At 38.0% G+C, this 22,069-nt stretch carries 19 protein-coding genes, 1 tRNA gene and 3 pseudogenes; 14 read left to right on the forward strand and 9 right to left on the reverse strand.

What is annotated here, in order from left to right; genetic code table 11:
* Positions 1–64: 64 nt before the first annotated feature.
* Positions 65–140, reverse strand: a tRNA-Asn gene (locus tag F936_RS05775).
* Between the two features lie 52 nt (positions 141–192).
* Here F936_RS05775 and F936_RS19190 point away from each other — a divergent pair.
* Both F936_RS19190 and F936_RS05780 read left to right on the forward strand, forming a co-directional pair.
* Positions 193–333: pseudogene (locus F936_RS19190) on the forward strand (hypothetical protein); the annotation flags it as partial.
* 41 nt (positions 334–374) lie between these two features.
* Positions 375–806, forward strand: a complete 432-nt coding sequence (locus tag F936_RS05780; protein WP_005045860.1) for a hypothetical protein — start codon at positions 375–377, stop codon at positions 804–806.
* A gap of 15 nt (positions 807–821) precedes the next feature.
* Here the strand turns inward: F936_RS05780 and F936_RS05785 are convergent, their stop codons facing one another.
* Positions 822–1,259 (reverse strand): PaaI family thioesterase, encoded by a 438-nt coding sequence (locus F936_RS05785; protein WP_005045861.1) that lies wholly within the window; start codon positions 1,257–1,259, stop codon positions 822–824.
* Positions 1,260–1,445: 186 nt separating this feature from the next.
* Here F936_RS05785 and F936_RS05790 point away from each other — a divergent pair, with 186 nt between their 5' ends.
* Entirely contained in the window at positions 1,446–1,862 is a 417-nt protein-coding gene (locus tag F936_RS05790; RefSeq protein WP_004643654.1) for a GFA family protein, read from the forward strand.
* An 87-nt stretch (positions 1,863–1,949) separates the two neighbouring features.
* Here the strand turns inward: F936_RS05790 and F936_RS05795 are convergent, their stop codons facing one another.
* Positions 1,950–3,185, reverse strand: a complete 1,236-nt coding sequence (locus F936_RS05795) for a pyridoxal phosphate-dependent aminotransferase (RefSeq protein WP_005045863.1) — start codon at positions 3,183–3,185, stop codon at positions 1,950–1,952.
* 207 nt (positions 3,186–3,392) lie between these two features.
* Here F936_RS05795 and F936_RS05800 point away from each other — a divergent pair, with 207 nt between their 5' ends.
* Positions 3,393–3,572 carry a hypothetical protein gene (locus F936_RS05800; protein ID WP_003650328.1) on the forward strand — a complete coding sequence of 60 codons (180 nt, stop codon included), beginning with the start codon at positions 3,393–3,395 and terminating at the stop codon, positions 3,570–3,572.
* Between the two features lie 32 nt (positions 3,573–3,604).
* Here F936_RS05800 and F936_RS05805 read toward each other — a convergent pair.
* A pseudogene (locus F936_RS05805) lies at positions 3,605–5,041 on the reverse strand (sensor domain-containing diguanylate cyclase); the annotation flags it as partial.
* Positions 5,042–5,216: 175 nt separating this feature from the next.
* The gene (locus F936_RS05810; RefSeq protein ID WP_005045867.1) at positions 5,217–6,008 is read right to left on the reverse strand and encodes an A1S_2505 family phage non-structural protein; all 792 of its coding nucleotides are present in this window, start codon (positions 6,006–6,008) and stop codon (positions 5,217–5,219) included.
* Between the two features lie 179 nt (positions 6,009–6,187).
* Here F936_RS05810 and uvrB point away from each other — a divergent pair.
* From uvrB to proB, 8 genes and pseudogenes are all read left to right on the forward strand, one after another.
* Positions 6,188–8,207: pseudogene (gene uvrB / locus F936_RS05815) on the forward strand (excinuclease ABC subunit UvrB).
* Between the two features lie 93 nt (positions 8,208–8,300).
* On the forward strand, positions 8,301–8,888 hold the full coding sequence (locus tag F936_RS05820) for a lipocalin family protein (RefSeq protein ID WP_005045871.1): 588 nt from the start codon (positions 8,301–8,303) through the stop codon (positions 8,886–8,888).
* 110 nt (positions 8,889–8,998) lie between these two features.
* Entirely contained in the window at positions 8,999–9,946 is a 948-nt protein-coding gene (gene rarD / locus F936_RS05825; protein ID WP_080595402.1) for an EamA family transporter RarD, read from the forward strand.
* Positions 9,947–10,162: 216 nt separating this feature from the next.
* The gene (locus tag F936_RS05830) at positions 10,163–11,620 is read left to right on the forward strand and encodes a glyceraldehyde-3-phosphate dehydrogenase (RefSeq protein WP_003650341.1); all 1,458 of its coding nucleotides are present in this window, start codon (positions 10,163–10,165) and stop codon (positions 11,618–11,620) included.
* A gap of 149 nt (positions 11,621–11,769) precedes the next feature.
* Positions 11,770–12,495 carry a hypothetical protein gene (locus tag F936_RS05835; RefSeq protein WP_004643644.1) on the forward strand — a complete coding sequence of 242 codons (726 nt, stop codon included), beginning with the start codon at positions 11,770–11,772 and terminating at the stop codon, positions 12,493–12,495.
* An 11-nt stretch (positions 12,496–12,506) separates the two neighbouring features.
* Positions 12,507–13,181 (forward strand): hypothetical protein, encoded by a 675-nt coding sequence (locus F936_RS05840; protein WP_004643643.1) that lies wholly within the window; start codon positions 12,507–12,509, stop codon positions 13,179–13,181.
* 182 nt (positions 13,182–13,363) lie between these two features.
* Positions 13,364–14,587: an Obg family GTPase CgtA gene (gene cgtA, locus F936_RS05845; protein WP_004643642.1), complete on the forward strand. Its 1,224-nt coding sequence runs from the start codon at positions 13,364–13,366 to the stop codon at positions 14,585–14,587.
* Between the two features lie 15 nt (positions 14,588–14,602).
* Positions 14,603–15,736 (forward strand): glutamate 5-kinase, encoded by a 1,134-nt coding sequence (gene proB, locus F936_RS05850; RefSeq protein ID WP_005045878.1) that lies wholly within the window; start codon positions 14,603–14,605, stop codon positions 15,734–15,736.
* Positions 15,737–15,763: 27 nt separating this feature from the next.
* Here proB and F936_RS05855 read toward each other — a convergent pair whose 3' ends face one another.
* Positions 15,764–16,420: an HAD-IB family hydrolase gene (locus F936_RS05855; RefSeq protein WP_005045881.1), complete on the reverse strand. Its 657-nt coding sequence runs from the start codon at positions 16,418–16,420 to the stop codon at positions 15,764–15,766.
* Positions 16,387–17,595 carry a DUF1615 domain-containing protein gene (locus tag F936_RS05860; RefSeq protein ID WP_026055595.1) on the reverse strand — a complete coding sequence of 403 codons (1,209 nt, stop codon included), beginning with the start codon at positions 17,593–17,595 and terminating at the stop codon, positions 16,387–16,389. The genes F936_RS05855 and F936_RS05860 overlap by 34 nt, the downstream gene beginning before the upstream one ends.
* Before the next feature lie 83 nt (positions 17,596–17,678).
* Here F936_RS05860 and dusB point away from each other — a divergent pair, with 83 nt between their 5' ends.
* Positions 17,679–18,704, forward strand: coding sequence for a tRNA dihydrouridine synthase DusB (gene dusB, locus F936_RS05865; RefSeq protein WP_005045884.1), 1,026 nt, complete (start codon positions 17,679–17,681; stop codon positions 18,702–18,704).
* Between the two features lie 37 nt (positions 18,705–18,741).
* Here the strand turns inward: dusB and F936_RS05870 are convergent, their stop codons facing one another.
* On the reverse strand, positions 18,742–19,788 hold the full coding sequence (locus F936_RS05870; protein ID WP_005045887.1) for an NAD(P)H-dependent flavin oxidoreductase: 1,047 nt from the start codon (positions 19,786–19,788) through the stop codon (positions 18,742–18,744).
* Positions 19,789–19,897: 109 nt separating this feature from the next.
* On the reverse strand, positions 19,898–20,599 hold the full coding sequence (locus F936_RS05875) for a VIT1/CCC1 transporter family protein (RefSeq protein WP_005045890.1): 702 nt from the start codon (positions 20,597–20,599) through the stop codon (positions 19,898–19,900).
* 249 nt (positions 20,600–20,848) lie between these two features.
* Between F936_RS05875 and F936_RS05880 the strand changes: the two genes are divergently transcribed.
* A complete protein-coding gene (locus tag F936_RS05880) occupies positions 20,849–22,069 on the forward strand; it encodes a tetratricopeptide repeat protein (RefSeq protein ID WP_005045892.1) in 1,221 nt (406 codons plus the stop codon).

The following is a 22,069-nucleotide window of genomic DNA, read 5'->3' on the forward strand; positions in this document are numbered from 1 at the left end:
ATAGTTATTGAAAAAATTTATAGCAAAAAAAAGCCCGCTTTAATGCTGCGGGCTTTTTAGTATTTGGCTCTCCCACCTGGGCTCGAACCAGGGACCTGCGGATTAACAGTCCGTCGCTCTACCGACTGAGCTATGGGAGAATCTGCATGCGATTATAAGGAGATTTTGAGAAGGGTCAAGTGAAAATCACCATGTTTCCTTCATTTTTGTGTTGTATGCTTTTTATTTGATCAGTTGAGCGGTGAGCTGAGAAATTACTTGCGCTTTAAAAATTCAATTGCTAGATTCAAAACAGAACAAGCGTTTGAAGAAATTCAAACAGTGTGGATTTAAACCAACTTGCCAGCACTAAAATGGCTAAATCGGAGATAAGTATGAAAACACTTACTGTTGCCTCTATTTTTTCTAATTTTAATTTTTATCAACGCAATTATCTCAATATCTTAAGTCGACCAGAATCTTATTACACACCTGTAGAGGGTGCGTCGATTGATGCTTATCCTTTTAAAAAGCAGGACTTGTACTTAGGTGATTTATTGCAGCTTTGGTTCAGTTCTAAATGGAATGTGCATAGTTCACTAAAAGTTTTAAAGTGTTCAAAAGTATTAGATCAATCTAAACCCTTATATATTTTTCAATTAGAAGGGGAGTTGCTGCTGGGCAAAAATAAAGTTCTAGCTTGGTCTACTGAACATCAAGAGGTAATAGAGCTTCAACTTAAAAATATTTGGGCACCTTATATAGTGGCGCAAACCTGTGATCGTCCAGATAATCCAGATTACTCAATAAAAAAGGCAGCGGTTTAAGGCTGCCTCTTATAACTATGGGCGAATAATCATGCAGGTTGCTGTTGCATAGGCATAAAGTTTACCTTCCTCATCAATAATCTTTCCTTCGGAAATTCCTAAGTTTTTACTTATGTTAATGACTTTACCTGTTGCAATTAAAGGATGATTCTTTGGAATAGGGCGGCACATTTTTACGTTAAGATCGATTGTTCCGTAACCTACACCAGCAGGTAACATCGTATGTACTGCACAGCCAGTCACAGAGTCTAAAACTGTAGCAGCAAAGCCACCATGTACGCCCCCTAGCGGATTTAGATGATTATGATCTGCTTGCGCTTTAAAAGTAACAGAACCTTCTGAAATTTCAGTAGGTTGCATAGGTATGGTTTTACTAATACTTGCTGCTGGAATATGGCCATCAATCATCGCTTGTAAAAATTCAAGACCAGTCATTTCCATGGGATTTTTCATTTTTGAGTCCTTTAATTTTATAAGTTCTTAAATGGAACTTAAGTTTAAATTATGATGTAAAAGTACTATTGTCAAGTTAGAAAAATGAAGTGATAAGTTCAGTTATAGTTTACAAACTTGTAAATTTTAATTAGACAGAATATTTTATGAAATTAAAAATATAAAACTTATCAATGGGAAATAATAATGAACGGTCAATGTTTATGTGGTAAGACTACATTTGAGGTAGAGCTAAAAAATCATGATGTGCATGTTTGCCATTGTTCGATGTGCCGCCGACAAACCAGTGGTGTTATTATGACGATTGATGTTGTACAAGGCAGTCTAAAGTTTATTCAACAAGAGCATCTGAGTATTTTTAACTCTTCTGAGTGGGGAGAAAGAGGCTTTTGCAACGCTTGTGGAACTACAATTTTTTGGAGAACTAAGGATCAAGGCTACTGCAACATTAATGCATTTTCTTTAGATGAACCTGTAAATGACTTAAAGTTAGATCTGGAAATTTTTATTGATTCAAAACCCGGTTTTTATGCCTTTAAAAATAATACAAAAAAAATGACTGAAGCTGAGGTCATGGCTTTATTTAATTCTGCTGAGTCATAAATAGTAGCTAAGAATAAAATTTTTAATCTTATATTCATAAAAAAGAGGCCCCAACTTGAAGTTGAAGCCTCTTTTTAAAATTATAAATTACTTAGCTGTTTTTTCAGCTTCAATAGAAGCAATTGCAGCATCTACGCCTTCAATTGAGTCAGCAGCTTTTTTGATACGTGCTAACGCATCAACGAGTACTTCGTCAGCTGTTGCATATGAAATACGCATAAAACCGCCTAGACCAAATGCATCACCAGGCACTACTGCTACACCAGTTTCTTCTAGTAACCATTCAGAGAATTCTGTGCAAGATTTTAAGCCTTTTGCACGAATAAGAGGGCGAATGTTTGCATAGGCATAGAAAGCACCGTCAGCAGGCAAGCAAGAGATACCTTTGATTTCATTCAAGCCGTTTACGACTAAGTCATGACGGCGTTTGAACGCTTTAATCATTGGTTGTAAAACGTCTTGAGGACCATTCAATGCAGCTTCAGCAGCAACTTGTGAAATTGAAGTTGGGTTTGAAGTTGATTGAGACTGGATTTTTTTCATTGCGCCAATGATTTTTGCTGGGCCGGCTGCATAGCCAATACGCCAACCTGTCATCGCATATGCTTTAGAAACACCATTTAAAACAATCGTACGATCATATAAGTCTGGAGCAATAGTTGCGATGTTGTAGAACTCATCTTCCCAACGAATTGGTTCATACATATCGTCAGATGCAACAAACACTTGTGGATGGCGACGTAATACTTCAGCTAAAGCTTCTAATTCAGCTTTGCTATAGATCATACCTGTCGGGTTAGATGGGCTGTTTAATACCACTAAACGAGTGTTAGGAGTAATAGCCGCTTCTAATTGTTCAGGAGTAATTTTGAAACGTTGGTCTTCACCACATTTCACAATGACTGGAGTACCTTCAGCAATAATGACCATATCTGGATAGCTTACCCAGAAAGGTGCTGGAATGATAACTTCATCGCCTTTGTTTAATAGAGCAAGAGCCAAGTTAAAGAAGCTTTGCTTACCACCACATGAAACCAAAATCTGATTTGCTTGATAATCAAGATTATTATCACGTTTAAATTTAGCAATAATTGCTTTTTTTAATCCAGGAGTACCATCTACAGCCGTATATTTGGTGAAACCATTATTAATCGCTTCAATTGCAGCATCTTTGATGTGTTGAGGGGTATCAAAGTCTGGTTCGCCAGCACCTAAACCAATCACATTCTTGCCAGCAGCTTTAAGTTCAGCAGCTTTGTTGGTTACAGCAAGTGTAGGGGACGGTTTGATGGCATTGACACGATCAGAAAGACGTACGTCCACGGCAATATTCCTCTTATGGGATTAAAAAATAAAAAGCATACTATCTTATCGCAAAAATTAAGTAATTTGCGGATGTGAACCTTTTCAGATGTAAAAAAGTTTAGTTTAGTAATCATCTTAAGCAATATTTATTCAATTGAAGCTTTTTTAGAAAGAAATGAGAAAATCATTTATAATAGGTCGCAATCGAAATTTCGAGAATTAATCATGACTGAGCAACAGCCAAAACAGAAAAAGGCTTTGGTGAAATTGCCATTCCCAATGCCGAATGATAGCAATGAAGCCGACGACGCGGTACACAACCAAGTGCGTCCAAAACCAGAGCAATACGCAGATAAAACGTGGATGCCTCCGCGTGGTACTCGTCGTTCTATGGGAAAACGCTAATCTCGAAAACAGGCAATATGCCTGTTTTTTTATTGATTAAATAAAATTTCCTGATAGTAGCTTTTTTTCTTTTGGTACATGTGATGGTCAGCTCGCTTTAACATGTCCTCAATTTGTTCATTTGCTTGAGTTGTTGCATGTCCAATTGCAATGCTAATTGGGTGGCTTGAATAATATTGATTGTCGATATTAAAAAGCTCTTGAATGGTTTGAAGCATAATTAGAACATTCGCCTCATCTGCCCCCGGCATTAAAATCACGAATTCATCGCCACCTATTCTAGAAGCCGTATATGCTGTATTTAAAATGGCCTGACTTAAAATATTTCCGACGCGGCGCAATAAGCCATCCCCAATATCATGACCAAACTGATCATTCGTTTCCTTTAATCCATTCATATCTAAGAAAATTGAAGAAACAGGTCGAATAATGCTTCGGTTTAAACGATTAAGTTCCTCTGTAAAAAAAGCGCGATTATATAGTTTGGTCAGGACATCATGCTGCCCCAAATATTCAAGATAGTTTTCCGCTTTTTTCCGCGCGGTAATATCGGTAAGTGCAACCTGTACCAGTCCCCAAGTGTCTTCATAACCCGGAAAAACGGTAAATTGAAGCAATACATTTCTCATTTGGCCATCTAAGGCATAGTTAATGGCTTCACGCTTATGATGAATATTACCTTGCCATAATTCGATGAGTTGTTCGCGAAAGGTTTCAATCATCTCTTCAGCAAAAATCTTATGTGTATTTCTTAAAAGGGTCGATTTATCAGGAGCCTTAAATAAATCAAGAGTTGCCTGATTAACATCTAAAATCAGAATATCTTCTACACACTGACGGACAAACTCAGGATGGACATCTAGAAATGTTCTAAAATCTTCAATACCTAATAACCTGAGTTGATCAATTCTATTTTTTATACGGCTGAAATCTTCGACCCAAAGAGAAGTGGGTGAATAGATAAACATAGACTCAGCTAATCTACGATTTTTTGCTTCCTCACGAAGTGCATTTTGATAGGGTGTAATGTCTTCGGTGGTAATTAATACACGCTCAAAGGTTGATTCAGAGTCAGGTAAAATTGAGCCTCTTAGCTGAACATCAATACGTTTGCCTGATAAGGTGTAATTTACGGTCGTACTTGAAAAGTGGGTTTTACCATTCCATAGTTCTTCAAGCTCAAAAATATGGGATTCGAACATTTCTTTTTTAAAAATAAGATTTAAATTCGAATATAGCTCTTCGTGAGTTCTTGCTTCGAAAAGTTCTAATGTTTTTTGATTAACACGAACAATTTTAATTTTATGTGCGCATTCACTGATTAAGTTTTTATTTTGACTTAAAAATTCATGGAGGTTTTCAATACCTTGATTTCTCCATAAATCAAATTGTTGTTTAACTTCACTGAAATCCTCAATCCACATTGGAATTGGGCTAAGGTCAAAAATTGAAGAATCTAAAGTTTCCATATGTTTCTTTAAGTATTCAGTTTGCCTTAAAGTATAATGAGAAAAATTAGGATTTGGGAAGCTAAAGAACTTAAATCTATTAGAATAATTAAAAATATAAAGATTAAATGTAAGTAAAAATAAAATAATGAGAAAGCAGATATTATCTGCTTAGCTCATAAATTTATAAGAAAAATTAACGATTAATAGGGTGGTCAATATTCTTTTCACCACGCCAGAGTTTGATAAAGTCTTGCTCGTCAAAATCATAAAGTTCCATGAGTGCAACCACAGCACTTACGAAAATCATGGCACCCTCTGAGTTTCCGTGCAGATCAAAAATTTTACCATTGAGCTTTCCTAAAATATCACTCAGCTCATGATCACGGCCTCGGCCATAACGATCCCGAGGGTATAGCTCTTCATTTAAAACAATAAGAGCAATGGCTTTTTCGGCACTTGATAAATCTGTTTTATCTAAGGCTTCTTCAAAAGATTCACTTCCATGATTAAAGTAAAAAATAACTTCATCATTAATGAAACTTTTTACCATCTTTTGGGTTAATGTCGGAAATTCAGAAACTGCATTATCTTCAACATAAGGTTTAAAAGATTCTGGAAAGATAACGTTGTGATGGATATCTTTAAATAGTGGCGCAATTTCAGAAACTTTATAACCTGCTATGCCACAACCTAAAGCCGTGACAAAATATTTCATTTTAGGATGATTTTTTGCATATATCTTAAAATCTTCAACATAGTGCTCAATCTGTGAAAGAGGCATTTGTTGAATATGTTCATTTAAGGTGGGAATTGCAAAGCTTTGACCAGCCCAGCCGCGACCTACACCTTCAACTGCTCCGAAGTGTTGACTGGCAACGCGTGCTGCACCGCTACCGTGCTGTCCAGCAAGGTTACTTCCAAATACAAAAACTGTATCTTCGGGAAGTTCGGTTACAATACTTTCATCATGATATTGATAGGTCATGGTTATGCTTTTTATTTAATGGATAGCTTCATGTTGCAACTGATTAGGGTATTGGTCAAGTGTTAAGATGCTTAATCTTTTACATTGAATTTCCAACTTAATTTGCACTTTAAATTAAGATAAAAATCCCCATTAATGGGGGAGACGTTAAATTCAATTTTTCATAAAGAGAGATAACTTTGAACGAAAATCAACCTTTCGATTTGGTCACTCATTATCAGCCAGCAGGTGATCAGCCACAGGCAATTGAAAAGCTGGTCAATGGTATCGAGCATGGTTTTCGTAATCAGTTATTGCTAGGGGTAACGGGCTCAGGTAAGACCTATACCATGGCAAATGTGATCGCTCAAACACAGCGACCTACAATTGTGATGGCTCATAACAAAACTTTGGCTGCCCAGCTTTATGGTGAGTTTAAATCTTTCTTCCCCAATAATGCGGTTGAATATTTTGTAAGTTATTACGATTACTACCAACCAGAAGCTTACGTTCCATCTTCGGATACGTTTATTGAAAAAGATTCAGCCATTAATGATCACATTGACCAGATGCGGTTATCAGCAACACGAGCTTTATTAGAACGTCGTGATGCAATTATTGTAGCATCGGTTTCTGCAATTTATGGTTTGGGTGACCCGAATGCTTATATGCAAATGTTGCTGCATGTGGTTGAGGGCGACCGAGTAAGTCGCGATGAAATCATCCGCCGATTGGTTGAAATGCAATATACGCGTAATGAACTTGAATTTTTACGTGGTACTTATCGCATTCGCGGCGAAATTATTGATATTTTCCCAGCAGAATCTGATCAACATGCGATTCGTATTGAACTATTTGATGATGAAGTCGATTCAATCCGTTGGTTTGACCCGCTAACTGGTAAAATGGTTCGTAAAGTTTCTCGGATAACGATTTATCCAAAAAGCCACTATGTGACACCAAAAGATCATTTGACCCGTGCTATCGATACAATTAAAGATGAATTACAAGATCAGCTCAAATTTTTCCGTGAACATGACAAATTGCTTGAAGCACAGCGTATTGAACAAAGGACACGTTACGATCTGGAAATGATGCAACAGTTGGGTTATACCAATGGTATCGAAAACTATTCGCGTCATTTGTCAGGACGTCCGTCTGGTGAAGCACCGCCGACTTTATTCGACTATATTCCAGAAGATGCTTTGCTCATTATTGACGAATCACACGTTACCGTTCCGCAAATTGGAGCGATGTATAAAGGTGACCGGTCACGTAAAGAAAACTTAGTGAATTATGGGTTCCGTTTGCCAAGTGCGCTTGATAACCGTCCAATGAAATTTGAAGAGTGGGAGCGTATTGTAGACGACCATTTTTGTAAGTGCAACGCCTGCTAAATATGAATTAGAAAAGTCAGATCAAATCGTTGAACAGGTAGTACGTCCAACAGGTCTAATCGACCCTGAAATTGAGATTCGTCCTGTCTTAACCCAAGTAGATGATGTTCTTTCTGAAATTAATATTCGCAAAAACTTGAATGAACGGGTATTAATTACCACTTTAACAAAGCGTATGGCAGAAGACCTGACTTCTTATTTAAAAGAATATGGCGTTAAGGTCGCTTATCTCCACTCAGATATTGATACGGTTGAACGCGTCAAAATTATTCATGAACTACGTACAGGTGTATTTGATGTTTTAGTCGGCATTAACCTGCTACGTGAAGGTCTGGATATGCCTGAAGTTTCTTTGGTTGCTATTTTAGATGCAGATAAAGAGGGTTTCTTACGTTCGGAACGTTCACTCATTCAGACGATTGGTCGTGCTGCGCGTAATGTGAAAGGTAAAGCAATTTTATATGCTGACCGAATTACCGATTCTATGCAAAAAGCTATAGATGAGACTGATCGCCGTAGAGCCAAACAAATTGAATTTAATGAGCTGCATGGTATTACGCCACGTAGTGCTGTTCGTCAGGTTGTCAAAGAAATTGACTCGGGTGAGGTACTTTCAGACGACGAGATTGATGAAAAAGTACTTGAACAAGCACAAGCATTGAGTGCCGATGAAAGACATATTCTTTCAGATCCTAAACTGTTTAGTAAGCATATTACTAAGCTTGAAAAAGATATGTTAAAGGCCTCGAAAGATTTGCAGTTCGAGCAAGCAGCGCGGATACGTGATGAAATCATTCGATTAAAAGCGCAAATGTTGCAATAAACGAATACATAACGCTACATAATGTGTTTAAAAAACAAGCTACTGTAGATATTTGAGTTCTTTTGTATTCACAACTAATCGTTGAGGGCAACAATGGCATTTCGAAATAATGTTCCGCAAGCCAGTTGGCGTTTGGCTAAAATTGCGTTGGGCGGTGTTGTTTTGGCTGGTTTAGCTGTTGGAACGTATGTCTATGCTCAGCCGAAACCTTTGCAAACCGTTTATAAAGTTGAACTGGACCGATATTTAGGTGTCTGGTATGAGGTCGCCCGTAAGCCTACTTTTTTTCAAAAAAAATGTGCTTACAACGTATCTGCAACTTACACCTTAAATGAAAATGGAAATGTAGTTGTAGATAATCGCTGTTATGACAATAGAAAACAATTACAGCAATCTATTGGTGAAGCCTTTGTGGTAAATCCGCCATATAACACGAAATTGAAGGTGAGTTTCTTACCGGAAGCTGTGAGATGGATTCCAGTCATTCGTGGAGATTACTGGATTTTAAAAATAGATGAAGACTATCAAACTGTTTTAGTAGGAGAACCTTCTCGTAAATATCTTTGGGTGTTATCAAGAACACCTCATCCTGAACAAGAAGTGGTTGATGAATATCTAAATTATGCAAAAACATTAGGTTTTGATATTCGCGATATTATTCATACAGAACATAAAGAATAGCTGTAGATGTCTGATTAATAAAAAACCATGTTTTTACATGGTTTTTTCTTTTTTATAGTGGATAAATCAAGTATTGTGGTGAGCTGTTTTTACTAAAGTATAAGAGGGTGATGATGTTTAAGGGCGTGAGCTTGTCTGTCATGGCATCTATCACTTTTGGTGTACTTTATTTTTATACTCAGTTGTTAAGTCAGCTTGATAGTGAACAGACTTTTGGATGGCGGATTATTGCAACACTACCTGTTCTCACTTTGTTTATGTGGTGGAGCGGTGATTTAGGGTATATAAAAAATATCTACCAGCGTATTTTGGCAAAGCCATCTTTATTATTGTTATTAATCACAACCTCTGTTTTAACTTCAGTACAACTTTGGCTGTTTTTATGGGGGCCAATGCATGGTCGAGGCCTACAAGTATCTTTAGGGTATTTTCTATTGCCGCTTGTTCTTGTCTTGGCTGGAAGTGTGCTGTATGGCGAAAAAATATCAAAATTTCAATGGGTCGCAATTATTCTTGCAGTCATTGGAGTGAGCCATGAGATCTGGCGTTTAGGAAGTATTGCTTGGGAAACTGCACTAGTTGCAGTTGGCTATTCTGCCTACTTTTTATTACGTAAGACCATTAAAACAGACAATTTAGGTGGCTTTTGGTGGGATTTAGTTATTATTTTGCCGATTGCGATTTATTTGACCCATACGGGTTTATTCCCTTATAGCAAATTTATAGACCAACCGAGTCTTGCTTTGGTCATTGTTGGGCTTGGAATTTTAAGTGCTATTGGTTTGGGAAGTTATATTCTGGCAAGCCGCTTTTTACCATTAGTCGTGTTTGGACTTTTAGGATATTTGGAACCTGTATTACTTGCTTTAGCTTCTTTAGTTTTAGGGGAGAGTATTGGCCAAGAAGAATGGTTCACTTATATTCCGATTTGGTGTGCAGTATTTGTGTTAGTTTTAGAAGGTGCAGTTCACCTTTATCAGCAACGTCAAAAAGCCAAAAATTTGCAGCTCAACATCTCGAAATATCAAAAAAGATTAAAAAATGATGAGTTTGATTAGAAGAGCAGAATCTAAAAAGTAAGAAAAAGCAAAAATTTAGCTGCTTTAAACAATAAAATAATAAAAAATAATTATAGGTATTTTATGAATTTATGATGAATTTTAGGAAAATCTAATCACTAACGTCAGCTTTTGATTCATTCTTGCTAATAATTCCATTACAATTACGGGGTTTAAAAAATCACGCCTAGATATAATTAATTAGAGGACGTATCTGTGAGCAAAGACACTATCATCGCCCTGCATGCTGAACACCAAGGCCGTTGGAAAAACCGTGAAGAAATCGCGGAACGTATGATTGCATTAATCGGACAATTATACCGTGAAAAAAATATTGTCGTATCTGTTTACGGTCGCTCTTTAATTAACCGTTCTGTTATCCAAATTTTGAAAACTCACCGTCGTACACGTGTTGTAGACGTTGAGCTTTCTGTTGTAAATACATTCCCAATTTTAGAAGCTTTAGCTAAGCTTGAAAATATTGGTTCTGCAGAAGTTGATATCGGTAAACTTGCTGTTGAATATAAAGAAAAAGGCGGTGATGTTGATGCTTTTGTTGCTCAAGCAGTTGAGTCAATCAAAGGTAGCGCAACTTCTGAACAACCTAAAGATGTCGTTCTTTATGGTTTTGGTCGTATTGGCCGTATCTTGGCTCGTTTAATTATTAGCCAATCAGGTCTAGGTCGTGGTTTAAGCCTTAAAGCAATTGTTGTGCGTAAATCTTCTGATGGCGATTTAGCAAAACGTGCTTCTTTACTTCGTCGTGACTCTATTCACGGTACTTTCGCTGGCACAATCGCTGTTGATGAAGAAAACGAAGCAATCATTGCTAATGGTAACTTCATTAAAGTGATTTATGCGTCTAGCCCAAGTGAAGTTGACTATACTGAATACGGTATTTCCAATGCACTTTTAATCGACAATACTGGTAAATGGCGTGATGCAGAAGGTCTAAGCCAACACTTGAAATGCCCAGGCGTTGCACGTGTTGTATTGACTGCACCAAGTAAAGGCGAAATGAAAAACGTTGTATTTGGCGTAAACAACACAGACATCTTAGATGAAGACAAAATCATCTCAGCTGCAAGTTGTACAACAAATGCAATTACTCCAATTCTTAAAGTATTGGATGACAAATATAAAGTTCTTAATGGTCATGTTGAAACTGTTCACTCATTTACAAATGACCAGAACTTGATTGATAACTACCATAAAGCAGATCGTCGTGGTCGTGCTGCTACTTTAAACATGGTAATTACAGAAACTGGTGCAGCTAAAGCAGTTGCTAAAGCATTACCTGCATTAAAAGGTAAGTTAACTGGTAACTCTGTACGTGTTCCTACACCAAACGTATCTCTTGCTATCTTGAACTTAACGCTTGATAAAGAAATTGATCGTGAAGAAGTGAACGAATACATTCGTCAAATTTCAATTAACTCTAGCCTTCAAGGTCAAATTGGTTATACCAACTCGACTGAAGTTGTATCGAGTGACTTTATCGGTTCTCGTACTGCTGGTGTATATGACGCTCAAGCAACGATTACTTCTGGTAACCGTTTAACTGCTTATGTTTGGTACGATAACGAAGTAGGTTATAGCTGTCAGGTATTACGTATTGCTGAACAAATGTGTGGCGTAAGCTACAAAAAAATCCCAGCAGAATTGAATGCTTAAGATCATTTAACGATCTATAAAAGATTTTCACAAAAAGACCCAGTTTAGACTGGGTTTTTTTACAACCGTACAAAATATATGCTGACTATTTTTTGTAAATAAATGAGAATATGAATTAAGGAAAAAAAGAAAATAGTAAGGGATTGGAATTGTCGCAGTTTAAACGTTTGTTGGTCGTTTTTATATTCATCATTATTGCCAATTTATGTGGTGTACTCATTGCAATATGGGTGTTTAAGCATTTTAACATTTATATTCCATTGAAGAATCAGGCAGTTGCTATTGACTTGCAAGAACCCCTACAGGTTAAAGTTAAAGTACAAGATGCTTTAAATGTGGATGTAAAAGGGCGCGTAAATGCCAGTATTCCAATTGATGAGCAATTGAATATTCCATTAACACAAACATTAACTCCGCGTGTTTATTTCGATAATATGGTGCCCATTAGCACAACAATTCCTGTCAAAGAAGTATTAAAAGTTGAGCAAAATTTACCAATTGATACGAAGGTTCAAGTTAGGGTTTTGGGGCGTGATATTACCTTACCGTTAAAGGGATCAATTCCATTAAAACTTGATGTTCCGATTGATATTAATGTTCCGCTTGAGCAAAAGGTTCATTTGAAATTTGATGCGCCAGTGCGGACAGTATTAAAAGAAAATTTACATATTCCTCTGAAAGCAAGATTAGATACAAATATTCCAATTGAGGGTAATTTGAGTGTCCCAGTTAAAACAGCACTAAATGCTTCGGTTGATGTGAAAAATACTTTACCTGTGAAGATTGCAAATGGTGAGTTAAAAATTCCTCTGTCCAGTATGCGATTAAATCGGGTATTAGGTTCAGAAACGTCGCAGACGACAGCTGATCAATAGGGTGGATGGTAATGTTTCGTTCACTCAAGAGTATGCTCATCAGTTTCATTTTAATGATGATACTTGCCGCTGTTATGTTTTGGGTATATCTCAATATTCAAGCAAATGTAGTGGTTTCGGCTCATAACGCAGATATTAGTTTACCTGACTCTTTAGAAACAAAGATTCAAGTTGGCAACACTTTGCAAGTTCAATCTATTGGTAAACTTGATACAACATTGGATATAGACCGCCAACTGACTCTACCGCTAAAAGGGAAATATTTAGCAGATATCAGTTTTGCTATAGAGACACCTGTTACAGTAAATGTTGATTACACAACGACTCTAAAAATTGATCAGGTTATGCCTCTTGAAACAACTACAGACTTGATCTATCAAAATAAGTTTTTGCCTAAATTTCCACTTAAACTTGATATTCCCATAAAGTTAGATGTGCCTTTTCAGTTAAAGCGTAGTTATACCATTCCGATTAAAATTGTTTTTGATGGTCCTGTTTATTTTGAATTCGATGAGCCAGTAAATTTATCGGTTAAACATCAGTTTAAACCAAGTCTACAAGTGAATGATCCTATGGAAATGGGGAATGTCTCTTCATTTAATGCCATTATGTATAATTCGGTTCCAAAAACAAAAGCAAATCTTGATATGCAAATGACCTTACCTCTACGGAATGTTCATCCTTAAAAATTAAATAGTCATCCTGCATTTTATTTTCAATATCGGCTGTATTTGTGGGTCTAAAATGCTTCTGATGACTTAAATATAAAAACAGATCGTTATAAATAGGAATTGTCCCATTTTATATTCGAGAATTTTATGAAAATATGGCAGAATAGGCGGTTTTAGAGTTTTTAGAGGATTGGCAGATGCGCTTTGTTGATGAAGCAGTCATTACCGTAGAGGCTGGCGACGGTGGCAATGGCGTAGCCAGTTTTCGCCGTGAAAAATTTGTCCCATTTGGTGGCCCAGATGGTGGTGATGGCGGACGTGGTGGAAGTATCTATATTCAAGCTGATGATGATACGAGTACGCTAGTCGATTACCGTTACACACGTAAGTTCCGTGCTGAGCGCGGAAAGAATGGTGCAGGCGCTAACTGTACCGGACGTGGTGGTGAAGATGTGGTTTTAAAAGTACCCGTTGGTACAACAATTGTTGATACAGATTCAGGCGATATTATTGGCGATTTGGTTGAAGACGGCCAAAGAATTCTGGTTGCAGGTGGTGGTGATGGTGGTTTGGGGAATACCCACTTTAAATCATCAACTAACCGTGCTCCGCGTAAATGTACGACTGGTATAAAAGGTGAATTTCGTGAAATTCGCCTTGAATTAAAAGTATTGGCAGATGTTGGTTTATTGGGCATGCCAAATGCTGGTAAATCAACCTTTATTCGTGCTGTAAGTGCTGCAAAACCAAAAGTAGCAGACTATCCATTTACAACCATGGTTCCAAACCTAGGTGTAGTAGATGCTGACCGTCATCGTTCATTTGTAATGGCCGATATTCCTGGGTTGATTGAAGGTGCAGCAGAAGGTGCAGGTTTGGGAATTCGTTTCCTTAAACATCTGGCACGTACGCGTATCCTTTTACACATTATTGATGTGCAGCCAATTGATGGTTCAGATCCGGCGCATAATGCAAAAGCAATTATGAACGAGTTAGTTAAGTTTTCACCTACTTTGGCTAAACTACCAGTTGTTTTAGTACTGAATAAACTTGATCAGATTGCTGAAGAAAGTCGTGAAGAGTGGTGTCAGCATATTCTAGATGAACTAGAGTGGACTGGACCTGTCTTTAAGACATCGGGCTTATTAAGTGAAGGAACGAAAGAGGTTGTGTATTACCTCATGGATCAGCTTGAACAACAACGTGAACGCGAAGTTGAAGATCCTGAATATGCAGCAGAAGTAAAAGCTTTCCGTGAACAACTAGAAGTTGAAACACGTGAACAAACCATTGCGGCAAAAGAAGCATATCGCGCTATGCGTCGAGCACAACGTCTTGAAGGCATGTTAGGCGATGATGATGATGATTTTGACGATGATGAAGACGACAATGATGTAGAAAGCGTCTACGTTCGTGACTAGAAAACCGAGGAAAACATGATAGAAGTGGTCGATGGGCAACGTCAGCTCAGTGAGTGTAAACGAATCGTTGTTAAAATCGGATCATCTTTACTCACAGCCAATGGGCAAGGTTTAGATTTGGATGCTATTTCGCATTGGGCGAAACAGATTGCAGATCTACACAATGCCGGACACGAAATTATTTTAGTGTCTTCTGGAGCTGTGGCAGAAGGTATGGTTCGTATGAAGCTTGCGAGTCGACCCACCGATCTACCCAGTCTACAAGCCTGTGCTGCGATTGGGCAGATGGGTTTAATTCATACTTGGTCTAGTGTGCTTGAAGAACATGGTATTCGTACTGCTCAGGTTTTACTGACACATGATGATCTGGCGGACCGCCGTCGTTATTTAAACTCATGTGATGCTTTGCAAAACTTGATTGATTGGCGTGTGATTCCGGTCATTAATGAAAATGATACGGTATCTACCGATGAGATCCGCTTTGGTGATAACGATACTCTAGCTGCGATGGTTGCAGGACAGGTTCATGCAGAATTGCTGATCATTTTAACGGATCAGCAGGGGATGTTTGACTCGGATCCACGTCATAACCCTGATGCTAAATTACTCTTTACTGTTCGTGCCATGGACGATGTTTTATTCGAAATGGCTGGCGGTGGCGGTGTGCTTGGCAGAGGTGGTATGGTGACTAAAGTTCGCGCCGCACGTTTAGCTGCTAAGTCGGGTTGTCCAACGCTCATCGCGAGTGGTGAAAGTGATAATGTCTTGTCACGTGCGATGGCGGGTGAAATGCTAGGTACGTTGTTTACGACAGATAAAGACCGTATGACTGCTCATCAACAGTGGCTCGCTGCTCATTTACAGACAGCAGGTCGTCTTGTAATTGATGATGGTGCTGTTGAAGCGATTAAATTGAAACATCGCAGTTTACTCCCTGTCGGGGTTAAAACTGTTGAAGGGCATTTTGATCGTGGTGATGTGGTTGAATGCGTCGATAAACAAGGTAAACGTATTGCAGTGGGTCGAGTGAATTTTAGCTCGCGATCTGCTGAAATTATTAAAGGCTTAGCCTCTGATAAGGTTTATCAAGTGTTAGGTGAAGCCCGTTCACTTGAAATGATTCATCGTGATCATATGGCGATTTACTAGATTGTTGTAAAATTAAAAAAGCTCGCTTTATGCGAGCTTTTTTTCTGGCGTTAAACGAGGTAAAACACGATCTTCACCCACCATGTATGGATGTGTGGCGAGACTCAACATGTCTAGGTCTTCTGAGCTATTACCGTAAGCATAAATTTGATGATAATGCTGTAGCGTATATTGCTGATGTACTCTTAATTTCTTTTGTTCACTACTACAATCTGGGGTGGAGTAGTAACCCGTCACCATGCCGTTTTTAATTTGAGTTTCAGTACAAATTAATTCGATATCTAGTAACTTGCACAGTGGGGCAAGGTAGACATCGATTGAAGCAGAAACCAGTACCACCCGATCACCACGTAACTGGTGGTGTTGTAACTGTGCGAAAAGTTCAGGTGAGAGCACAGAGACTAGCTCTTGTGCGTATTCTTCGCCTAATCTTTGTAATTCAATTGCGGAGGTATCTTTGAACATGCTGCGAAATAACTTGGCGCGCATCGCATGGGCTGGATAAAAGTTAAGATAGTAGGCTTGAATCCATGGCAGAATTTTTAAGCCTTGCTTAACAATGTGCCGCTTAGACAAAGCATAAAAGATGAACCCTGTAAAACTGTCTTTGCTACACAAGGTTCCATCAAAATCGAACAGGGCGAGACTCTTTATAGTCTTATTCGTTTCGCTCTTTGCATACATGTTTCATATCGTCCGTTTACTCGGGTTGCAAACCAGTTGGTATTATAGTCACGACTTAATTTTGGCCCAGAAATAATAACTTGCGGCATAATTGCATAGATAGGTTCTTTACCTGTCTTCGCTTTATAAAGTTTCGTCAGAGCAATGTAGGTTTGTGTACTTTCAAACTTTTTCTCTTTTTCTAATTTAAGATCATCACGAATTTGTCTTGGCGTAACTAATACATTATTTTTTGCAAATACAGTAATCAGTTCTTTTTCTGACTGGCTTTGAGTCGGACGCGGATCACCATCTTTTGTGTAAAGAAGTAGATCACCATCTAAACTTACTTCTGAATCGGTCAAGTCATTGAGCATACTTTGAAAAGCAGCATTACGGCTAGAATACATACCTGAGTTATAGTCTGCAAATCGATAAATAGCTTTATCATAATTTGCTGGATAAACCATTAAACGGTGGATGCCGTAATATAAACCGCCGTATTCTGTATATAAGTCATTACGAAGCTCAGCGATATTCATGCTAGAGCGTTTGTTGGCTTTGGCGTAGTTAATGTGAACTTGCATAGAACCCAAAGTGGTAATTGGGTTCATTTTTTCACCAATATCTTGTCCGACCAGTTTGGCTGCACCTGTTAGAGCACTGACATGATAATGCTTCGCCATGAAATCGAAAATTTCTCGATAGAGTAAGTCTAGTTCACGTTCGGTTTTAACTTTACGCATCCGACTCATATAATTGTCATCTGGTGAAGGCTGTGTTTTAAGAACTTCTTCGAAGTAACCAGCAACTGTTCCACCAATTTTTTGACCCAGTTTTGCTTCAAATTTTTCTTGTAAACGCGTATTTACTTCTTGAACTGCTTTCGTGCCTAGACCCGGAACTGATGGGTCAGCTACAAAATTTGATTCCTGATCGACCACAGCAATAATACTGCATACATTTGTTTTAGTTTGAGCTATATCTAGCTCTTGCATAATGTCATCAATATCTTTTGCCCAAGACTCACGGTCATTCACACGTGATGGAATTAAGCGCTTAATATGTTGGCTTTCTAGTTCAGGCTCATCATTGTTTGACCACCAAGCTTTATCACCACAAGCAGCTAAACTCATGCACACGGTGACCATACCGAATGATTTTAATAAAAAACGGGAAGACAACGGTTTGTTCATGGCGAGGAAAGCACCTGCATAAAAAGATGAGCCGATCAAGCGGATGAAGTATACTATGTTGATCATCAATTGTATGAATATATATGTATATTGGTCCCTATCAACTGTCAAATAATTTAATCGTTGCTCCTATGGCTGGGGTCACTGACCGTCCATTTAGAACGCTCTGTAAGTATTTTGGCGCAGGCCATGCAGTCAGTGAAATGATGACTGCCGATAAGACTTTGCAGATGAGCAAGAAAAGCCTCTACCGTGCAAATTTTGATGGGGAACTTGCTCCGATTTCTGCACAAATTGCTGGTTCTGATCCTGAGCAGTTAGCTGAGGCTGCACGTCATCAAGTGGCAAATGGTGCCCAAATTGTTGATATCAATATGGGATGTCCTGCCAAAAAAGTATGTAATAAACTCGCAGGTTCAGCTTTATTACAAGATGAAGATTTGGTGGCACGAATTCTTGATACGGTGGTCGCTGCTGTTGATGTTCCTGTTACTTTAAAAACGCGTTTGGGATTTTTAAATGGGCAAGAAAATATTTTAAGGGTAGCAAAAAGAGCAGAAGAAGCGGGAATTGCTGCACTAGCCTTACATGGCCGGACACGTGAAGACATGTATTTAAATACAGCACGTTATGATTTGATCAAACACGTCAAAGAATTAATCAATATTCCACTTATTGCAAACGGTGATATTGATAGCCCTGAAAAAGCTAAATATGTACTCGATTACACTGGTGCTGACGCGATTATGATTGGCCGTGCTGCTCAAGGCCGACCATGGATTTTCCGTGAAATTGCTCATTATTTAAAAACTGGAGAGCACTTAGCCGCACCTAATATTGAAGAAGTGAAGCATGTGTTATTGGGACATTTATCAGAACTTTATCAATTTTATGGTGAATATTCAGGCTGCCGTATTGCCCGTAAACACATTGCTTGGTACACAAAAGGATTACGTTCAAGTAACGAATTCCGCCAAAATATGTATAAAGTTGAAAGTACTGCTGAGCAAGCAATAGTGGTTGAAAACTATTTTAATCAGTTATTGGCTCAAGGTGATTTGATGAGTGATGTGCAAGTTGAGCAGATTAATTTATTGCAAACTCATTAAATAAAAAAGCCAGTATCTTCACTGGCTTTTTAAGGTCTTACTCATCTTCTAATATTTCTACCACTAATTGGTTAATCAGGTCGGCAGCATCTAGTTCTCTTATTTGCGATACATTACTACCTGCCCAAAAAGCACCATATCCATAGTCTTGATGTTTGCTTGCAATCGCATTTAACTGTTTCGCTAAATCATAGGTATATGGATATTCGGGTTGAGGAGGGCGATTTGGTAAATCAATTTGTGTATGCCAGTGGTTCAATAGACCACGGGCTGGACGACCAGAGAGACTCGCACTAATTTGTGTTACTGGTTCACTAAATAAAGCTTTACGATATTCAACAGATGCATTGGATGATCGACATTGAACAAAAGCGGTCCCCAGTTGAACAGCCGCAGCACCTAAGCTCAACATATACCGCGCTTGTGCTCCATTCATAATCCCACCGGCGGCCACGACAGGCAACTTGCAGTGTTTTACAATAAGCTGCACTAAATCGCTGGTTTTGATAGCTGCATCAAAGGTTTTATTAAAGATTCCTCGATGACCGCCAGCTTCAATACCTTGAGCAATAATAATATCGATGCCAGCAGCTTCAATGGCTTGTGCTTCAACCAAATTGGTAGCAGAAACCATCGTTAGAATGCCGGCATTTTTTAAAGCCTGAATTTGATGTGGATGGGGAATACCAAAATGAAAACTGACAGCTTTAGGTTTAGTGTCTAATACGACATTTAAAAAGTCATCGTTATCAAGAAAACTTGGATAAATGCAGTTCAAATTTTGAGGAGGTTGCTCACCAAACTTTTCAAATTGTGGACGTAAATATTCAATCCATTGTGCTGAAGTTTGGGGATTAAGTTGTTCGGGTTGATGGCAGAAAAAATTAACCTGAAAGGATTTCTCTGTAAGTGTTTGGGTTTTTAAAATCTGTTCGCGCGCACTTTGTGCCGTGTTTGCTCCGAGTCCTAATGACCCAAGTCCACCTTGATTAGAAACTTCCGCGGCAAGTTCGGGGGTAGATACACCTGCCATGGGCGCAAGAAAAATTGGATGTTTAATTTCAAGTTGTTGTAACAGGGTCATTTTATTCACCTCATTTCTTTATGTTCACCATAACGTGGAATTTGAATCAAGAGCAAATAATATTGGCTATTTAGTTTTTAAATATTTAATGTTCATAAGTTCTATTTTTTTAAAGTGGAGTAACGTTAAATAATGAGCCAATCCAACTTGAAAAAGCCATTGCTAGAATACCCCACAATGTAATGCGTAAACTGCCTTTAAGTTTAGATGTGCCTGCAAAATAACTTGAAAGGGCGCCTAAGATAGCTAAAGCAATAATCCCTGTAACGAGAACACTTTGCATAATTAAATGTTCAGGAGTGAATAAGATTGCGAGCATCGGAAAAAAAGCGCCAAAAAAAAACGATGCGGCGGATGAAAGAGCAGCTTGAACTGGGTTTGCAGCCGTATTTTCATGAATACCTATTTCATCACGGGCATGTGCACCTAAAGCATCATGTGTTGTGAGCTGTATCGCAACCTCTTTTGCTAATTCACTTGAAAGCCCTCTAGAGATATAAATTTGAGTTAACTCATCTAATTCTTTCTGAGGATATTTTTTTAATTCTTTTTCTTCAGTTGCTAGATCTGCTTTTTCAATATCTTCTTGAGATTTTACTGAAATATATTCTCCGGCAGCCATTGATGTAGCCCCAGAAATTAATCCAGCAATACATGTAATTAATAGAGTGTGTGAGTTGGCTCCACTAGCTGCCATTCCCATAATTAAGCTAGTAACAGAAATAATTCCATCATTGGCCCCTAATACGGAAGCTCTTAACCAGCCTGAACGGTGAATAGCATGATGTTCTACATGATGTGGAAAAGCCATAATTTTTCCTTATAAATTCTTTATAGATGCTATGAAATTTTACAATTTATTGATCAAAAAATATGTCATTATTATAGGGAATCTAGGGATAAGACAGAATAGATCAATAACAAAAAATGGAGACTAAATTATTTATATAAAACATCCTTAACCTAACTTAACGATGTAACTCATTATTTTTTAATTATGATATTTATTGATCATTTAAAAAACTACCCCTAATAACTCTAATTTACTGTAGAGGTGAAAATGAAAAATAGCAAAACAATAAAATCTCTAACTCGTTCCTTTATCGTTATCGGTTCGCTTTGTCCAACTTTAGGGTTCTTAACTATTGAAACTGCATTTGCCCAAGAAATCGTTAATCAAGAATATAAACCTGGTAACCCGATTTATGATAAATGGGACCAATTTTATAAAATTGAGAAGACTCAACCTGAAAATGCGGAGAAGTTATTATTAGAACTCGGAGAGATGACACCACAAGATATTAAGGTATGGAAAAGCTTAACCTATTTACAGATTAGATTAGGTAAGCAAGAGGCTGCTTTACAAAGTCTAAGAAAAGCAGAGGCATTAGATCCAGCAGATGACACTTTAAAATTACAAGAAGCATATCTGCTTAATTCTCAGAAAAATAATAAAGAAGCTTTGGTGGTTTTTAAGGAACTTACAACATCTAAAGATGCTGATATTGCCAATAAAGCCACACAAGCCGTAAAAAATCTGAGCGGGGGCGAGGTAAAAACTTACTTCCGTGATGTTTATTTCGCGCCTTCATATGAGTCACGTTATGACGATGTGATTTTCCCACTCAAAGCCCGTTACGGTAAAAACTTTGATAATGGTCGAGCACAAGTTTATGGCTTTTTAAACTTAAACCGTGACACTCAATCTCAAGGCGGGGTACGTCCTGAAATTATTGATGAAAACGCAGTGACGCTAGGGATAGGCGCTAATTATCAACCTTGGACTTCAATCCCTGTGCGTGCATATCTAGAAGTTGGTGGAAGTTACGATCTGATTGACCGTAATAGAGATAAATTTCGTGAAAGTGTAGTGGGTGGCGTTACGGGTTATCAAGAGTGGAATTCTCAAAATAATTGTAATAACTCACTCTGCTTTAATGATTACTTCACTGATTTATATGGCAATGCAGCAACTTATTCTAGAGAAGATTATAACTTTATTGGGGATTTACGATTACGTACGGGCTTAAATGTATATAAAGGTGAGAATGGAACTGTCCAGGCTTACGTGAAATTGCATGGTTTAGCTGATAGCAAAGATGAATATTACAATAATTTATTTGAATATGGCCCAGGGATTTCATGGCAGCCTTTTAATTATCAACCTATAAAATTACGTGTTGAACGACTATATGGCAATTACTTTAAAGATGTGCCAGTAAATACAAAAGATCATTACAACAATACTCGCGTCGAACTCGTTTTTTATAAGGATTTCTAA

The organism is Acinetobacter calcoaceticus DSM 30006 = CIP 81.8, from assembly GCF_000368965.1.
GTDB classification, from domain to species: domain Bacteria; phylum Pseudomonadota; class Gammaproteobacteria; order Pseudomonadales; family Moraxellaceae; genus Acinetobacter; species Acinetobacter calcoaceticus.